This window comes from Micromonospora sp. NPDC002411, from assembly GCF_053592955.1.
Window position 1 is genome coordinate 1 of the sequence record NZ_JBSFBM010000390.1, and the last position, 5,663, is coordinate 5,663.

Consider the following 5,663-nt stretch of genomic DNA (forward strand, 5'->3'; position numbering starts at 1 on the left):
ATCAGCGCGGCGGCCGTGTCGGCGAACACCGTGGCCGACGCGGCGTCGTTCACGGTGACCCGGGACCGCCGGCGCGGAAGACCTCCGAGACCGTGCGGAGCACCACCTTGACGTCCAACCACAGCGACCAGTTCTCGATGTAGTAGTTGTCGAACCGGGCCCGGTCGGAGATCGGAGTGTCGCCGCGCAGGCCGCTGACCTGCGCGAGCCCGGTGAGCCCGACAGGAACGCGGTGACGTGACGCGTAGTTCGGGTATTCGGCCGAGAACTTCTCCACGAAGTACGGCCGCTCCGGCCGCGGCCCGACGACGCTCATGTCGCCGCGCAGGATGTTCCACAGCTGGGGCAGCTCGTCCAGCGACGTCCGGCGCATGAACCGGCCGATCGGGCCGACCCGCCGGTCGTTCGCGATGGACCAGTTGGTCTGGGACTCCTGCTCGTTCACGGGACGCATCGAACGGAACTTGATGACCTTGAACGGCTTGCCGTACCGGCCGATCCGCTCCTGGTAGAAGAAGATGCCGCGGCCACCGTCGATGAACGTGGCGATGGTGCAGAGCAGCAGCACCGGGCTCAACAGGATGAGAGCGATCGCCGCGAACAGGATGTCGGACGCCCGCTTGATGGCCCAGCGCGGGCCGGACAGCGTGATGTCGCCGATCTTGACGATCGGGAACGCGCCGATGTGGTCGGGGTAGCCGCTGTGCGAGCGCGAGCCCCACAGGCGGGGCACGGCCCAGAGGTCACAGCGCGAGCTGCGGGGCTGGAGCAGGGTCTCCATCAGGGTCAACTCGTGGCAGTCCGGGTCGGCGATGATCAGGACTTCGCACTCCGACAGCCGGACCAGGTGTTCCAGGTCGGTCAACGTCCCGCTCAACTGGAGCACCCCGTTGTCCTGGCGTGACGGAGCGTCGACACAACCCACGAACCGCAGACCGTACTGCGGGTAGCGGCGCAGCAACCGGGCGAGTTCGACACCGATCGGCCCGCCGCCGACGATGATCGCGTTGTGTTCCGCCCACCGACGCTTGCGGGACAGGACGGTGAACGCCCTGCTGGCCGCCCGCCCGAGGATCACGAGCATCGCCGACAGCGCGACGCCCCGCATGAATCCACCCACGTACGCCACCGAGGCGTGCCGCTCGGCCGCGATGATGGCCACCACCGAGGCAGCGGCCAGCAGTCGCCCACTGAGACTCGGCAACTCGTCGAGGATGCTCACGTGCCGACGCGGCCGGTAGAGACCGCCGACGGCGAAGAGGAACACCGTCAGCACGGCGTTGGCGATGGTCCCGCGCCAGTAGCTCTGGCTCAGTGCCAGCGGAGCGAGCAGCGCCACGACGTCCACCGGTGCGACCATCATCCACGCCCGTAGCCACCGCGTCCGCGACGACGTGCGGGACCTGGCGTACGGCAGGACGGCGGTGGTGCCGAGGCCGGGCACCTCGGGCGCGGCCTCCGGCTCCCGGGACTGCGGAACGGGTGGGGCGCCGCCACCGTAGAGGCGGGCCCCGTCACCCGGCATGTCGAGTTGTCCGCCACCGTACGGGGGCGTGGACGTATGGCTGGTCGCCGGCTGGCCTGACACTTGTGGACCTCCCCGTGAAAGCCCTCGGTCACGCGTCCAGACCAGAAGGGCGACCGAACTCTACGATCGGCCGAGGCGCGCCACCATGGCCGGCAAGACAGATCCCGCTCCTACTTTGCGGCGGACAGGATCTCCGGAACGTTGTCGTTGCGGACCGCTTTGAAGACCTGGGCGGCCTTCTCCTTGTCGACCAGGACCACGCTCTCGGTGCCCATCTGGCCGGTCCCCTTCGTGGGGCAGGTGAGGAACGTCAGGTTGCCGCTGCGCAGGTCGCGCATCTCGGACGCGAGGTCCAGCAGGTTGAGCTTCTTGTCCACGGCGACCGCGTCGGCCGTCGCCTTGACGAACGAGTTGAGTTTGGCCGGGTTGGCCAGGGTGCCGCCGGATGCCGCCTTGTCCAGGATCGCCTTGATGACCTGCTGCTGGTGCCGGATCCGGGCGAAGTCGCCGTCGGCGAAGGCATGGCGCTCGCGTGCGTAGTCGAGCGCGGCCGCCCCGTCCATCTTCTGCTTGCCGGCGTTGAACGTGCGGCTGCCGTTCAGCGCGTAGAGCGTGGTGAAGCCCTTCTCCACCTCGATGTTGATGCCGCCCAGAGCGTCCACGATCTCCTTGAAGCCACCGAAGTCGACGATCGTCACGTGGTCGATGCGCACGCCGGTGAACTTCTCCACCGTCTGCACCATCAACGGAACGCCCCCCCACGCGAACGACGCATTGATCTTCGCGTCGCGACCGCCCCGGCCGGTGGACGACTTCGGCACGCTGACCCAGCTGTCCCGGGGGATCGAGATGAGCTGCGCGCTGGAGCGGTCCTTCGGGAGGTGGGCCAGGATGATCGTGTCGGTGCGGGAGCCGGACTCGCTCTCCGGGTCGCGGGAGTCGCTGCCCAGGATCATGATGTTCATCGCGCCCTTGGCCTCGGCCTGCACCTGCGGCCGGTCGGCCTCCGGCACGCCGTCGAAGGCGTCGACACGTTCGATGCCGGAGTTGATGGAGCGGAAGTACAGCCCACCACCGATCATTCCGATGCCGCCGAGCATCGCGATCACCACGAACGTGATCAGGGCGACCTTCTGCCACCGGGGGCGCTTCTTGCGCGCCTTCTTGGTCGGTTCCGATGGCTCCTGCGCCGCGATGAACTGGGTTTCGGGTTCCGCGTACTCCTGGCGATACTGCATGCCGCGATGCTACTGATTGCGGGTTACGCTCACGTGCCCCCGTCTGGGCCGTACGGTTTCACATCCTGACCAAAAAAACTTTTCGCTCAGACGATCGCCTGAACCTGGTATGAAGCAGCGGTGGACGCTACGCAGCTGCGCCGAGCCATCGCCCGTACCCCACTCGCACCCGTCGCCGCGTTTCCCAAGCGGCTCGCCCGGGTCGCCCGCCACGACGCCAAGGTGCTGCGCATCTCGGCCCGGTGGCTGGTCACCTCCCGGGAGCATCACAACTACACGTACGAGCTGACGAAACTGAGCCGTCACCACCTCGCCTGGTTCGTCAGCGTGGTCTGCGACCGCCCGGTCCAGCAGGTCCGGGGTTGGCTCGACGAGATCGAGTCCGACCAGGCGCTGCGCCACCACATCGAACAGACCACCGCCGGCGCGGCCCGCCGTGGTCTCGCCGACAAGAAGGTCCACTACGCCCGGCGCGTCGGCTGGTACGCGATCGTCCGGGCCACCCGCCCCGCGCACATCGTGGAGACCGGCGTCGACAAGGGGTTGGGCACCTGCGTCCTGGCCTCCGCCCTGCTGCGTAACGCACAGGAGGGGCACCCGGGCCGGGTCACCTCGCTGGACATCAACCCCGAGGCCGGCTACCTCGCCGCCAGCGAGCCCTGGTCGGAGGTCGTCGACCTGGTGATCGGCGACTCGATCGCCTCGATCGGCGCACTGGACCGCCCGGTCGACCTGTTCCTGCACGACAGCGACCACAGCCGTGCCCACGAGAAGCGCGAGTTCGACGCGGTGGAGCCGAAGCTCGCCCCCGGCGCGCTCCTGCTCACCGACAACGTCACCAGCACCAACGTGCTCGCCGAGCACGCCGAACGCACCGGCCGCCGGTTCCTCGCCTACCGGGAGAGCCCCGCCAACCACTGGTACCCGGGCGACGGCATCGGCGTGGCATGGTGACCGGGTGCGGCTGACCTCGATTCACACGTACCCCGTCAAGGGTTGTCACCGGCTCGACCACGACGGCGCGTTCGTGCAGCCGTGGGGCCTGGCCGGCGACCGGCGGTGGATGGTCGTGGACGCCGACGGCGTCGGCGTCACCCAGCGCGACACCACAAGGCTGGTCGGCCTGCGCGCCACCGTGCATGACGGCGGTCTGACACTGCGCGCCGACGGGCAGCCCGACCTCGACGTGCCCGAACCGAGCGGCGGCGAACCGGTCCCGGTGCGAACCTTCCGCAGCCGCACGTTCCCGGTCCCGGCACTGGCGGCCGGCCCGGCGGCCGACGACTGGCTCGGCGCGCTGCTCGGCCGGCCGGTCCGGCTGGTCTGGCTTGCCCAACCCACCCGCCACCTGGCCGCCGGGACTCGCGAACACGACACCGGCGACCAGGTCACCTTCGCCGACGCCTACCCGCTGCTGCTGGCGAACACCGCCTCCCTCGACGCCCTGAACGACTGGCTCGCCGAGGCGGGGGAGGAACCGGTGCCGATGACCCGGTTCCGGCCCAACCTGGTGGTAGACGGGGCTCCGCCCTGGGCCGAGGACGACTGGGTGGGCCGGTCGCTGCGCATCGGCGACCTGCGCTTTCGTGCCGCCGGGCCGTGCGACAGGTGCGTGGTGACCACAACCGACCAGGAAACCGGGGTACGCACCAAGGAGCCGTTGCGCACACTCGGACGACACCGCAACGTCAAGCAGAAGCTCCTCTTCGGCCTCAACCTGGTTCCCGTCGACAGTGGAAAGCTGACAGTGGGAGACGCCGTCGTGATCGCACCCTGACCGAACCCGCTATCGAAACGCGCCGATCACCGTCCGTCGATGCTGTCTTAGCTTTGGCTTAGCCGGCTTGTCCCTCCGCGCCCAGGTCCGGCAACATCGCCGTCGTGACGGACGTCAGCGCGGTCGACATCGACATCGATCTGGACCACGCTCCCCAGGAGCAGCAGGCGTCGTCGTCCCGCTCGATGCCCTGGCTGGTCGCCACCGGCGTCACAGTCGTCGCGGCGGCACTCGGACTCACCCTGACCCTGCGGTCCGGTTCCGCTCCGGCCTGCGCCGCCGGCCCGGCGCTCGTCGCCGCGCCACCCACCGGCAACGCCACGCACAACGGCAAGGCGACCTTCTACGACTCGAAGGGCACCGGCGGCAACTGCTCGAACCCGGCGGCCCCCGCCAATCGGCTCTACGTCGCCCTCGGCCCGACCGAATACTCCGCCGGCGCCGCCTGCGGCGGATTTCTCGACGTGACCGGCCCGAAGGGCACTGTCCGTGTGCTGATCATGGATCAGTGCCCCGAGTGCGCACCGGGGCACCTCGACCTGTCCCGCGAGGCGTTCGCCCGGATCGCCGACCCCGTCCAGGGACTCGTCCCGGTCACCTACCGCGCGGTGGTCAACCCGCCGCTGCCGGGACCGCTCACCTTCCGCATGAAGGAGGGCTCGTCGCAGTGGTGGTTCGCCGTCCGCGTCGGAAACCACGGCAACCCGTTGCGGTCCGTCGAGGTCCGGCAGGGTGACAGTGGCGCGTGGCGGTCCGCCGCCCGGCAGGACTACAACTACTGGCTGATCGCCTCCGGCGCCGGCCCCGGTCCGTTCACCATCCGCGTCAGCGACGTGTACGGCAACCGGGTCACCGTCGGCGGTATCCGGATGGCACCAGGTCAGGTGCAGAACAGCACGGTCCGGATGTACGGACGCGGCGCCGTCGCGGCCACGCCGCGCGCCTCCGCGTCGCCCCGCCCACCCGGAAACCGGCCCACCGTCACGCCGACACCGGCCCGCCAGCCGGTCGAGGTGGCGAAGGCGAGCGCTCCTCCGGCATGGCGGCCCGGCTACGGTTCTCCATCGCCGCGGCCAAGAAGCACGACGTGCTGCTCATCGACGAGGCGCTCGCCACCGGC

The 5,663-nt window shown here is 69.6% G+C and carries 4 protein-coding genes and 2 pseudogenes; 4 read left to right on the forward strand and 2 right to left on the reverse strand.

Annotated elements, in window-relative coordinates; all coding sequences use genetic code 11:
• Positions 1–49: 49 nt before the first annotated feature.
• Positions 50–1,525, reverse strand: coding sequence for a sugar transferase (locus tag ACWCO3_RS30435; protein WP_450013315.1), 1,476 nt, complete (start codon positions 1,523–1,525; stop codon positions 50–52).
• A gap of 173 nt (positions 1,526–1,698) precedes the next feature.
• Positions 1,699–2,766: an LCP family protein gene (locus ACWCO3_RS30440; protein WP_450013317.1), complete on the reverse strand. Its 1,068-nt coding sequence runs from the start codon at positions 2,764–2,766 to the stop codon at positions 1,699–1,701.
• Positions 2,767–2,886: 120 nt separating this feature from the next.
• Between ACWCO3_RS30440 and ACWCO3_RS30445 the strand changes: the two genes are divergently transcribed.
• The 4 genes and pseudogenes from ACWCO3_RS30445 to ACWCO3_RS30460 form a co-directional block, all read left to right on the forward strand.
• Positions 2,887–3,720 carry a class I SAM-dependent methyltransferase gene (locus ACWCO3_RS30445; RefSeq protein ID WP_145785248.1) on the forward strand — a complete coding sequence of 278 codons (834 nt, stop codon included), beginning with the start codon at positions 2,887–2,889 and terminating at the stop codon, positions 3,718–3,720.
• 4 nt (positions 3,721–3,724) lie between these two features.
• Positions 3,725–4,543 (forward strand): MOSC domain-containing protein, encoded by an 819-nt coding sequence (locus tag ACWCO3_RS30450; protein ID WP_450013319.1) that lies wholly within the window; start codon positions 3,725–3,727, stop codon positions 4,541–4,543.
• Positions 4,544–4,728: 185 nt separating this feature from the next.
• Positions 4,729–5,391: pseudogene (locus ACWCO3_RS30455) on the forward strand (expansin EXLX1 family cellulose-binding protein); the annotation flags it as partial.
• A 182-nt stretch (positions 5,392–5,573) separates the two neighbouring features.
• Positions 5,574–5,663 (forward strand): annotated as a pseudogene (locus ACWCO3_RS30460) (ABC transporter ATP-binding protein); the annotation flags it as partial.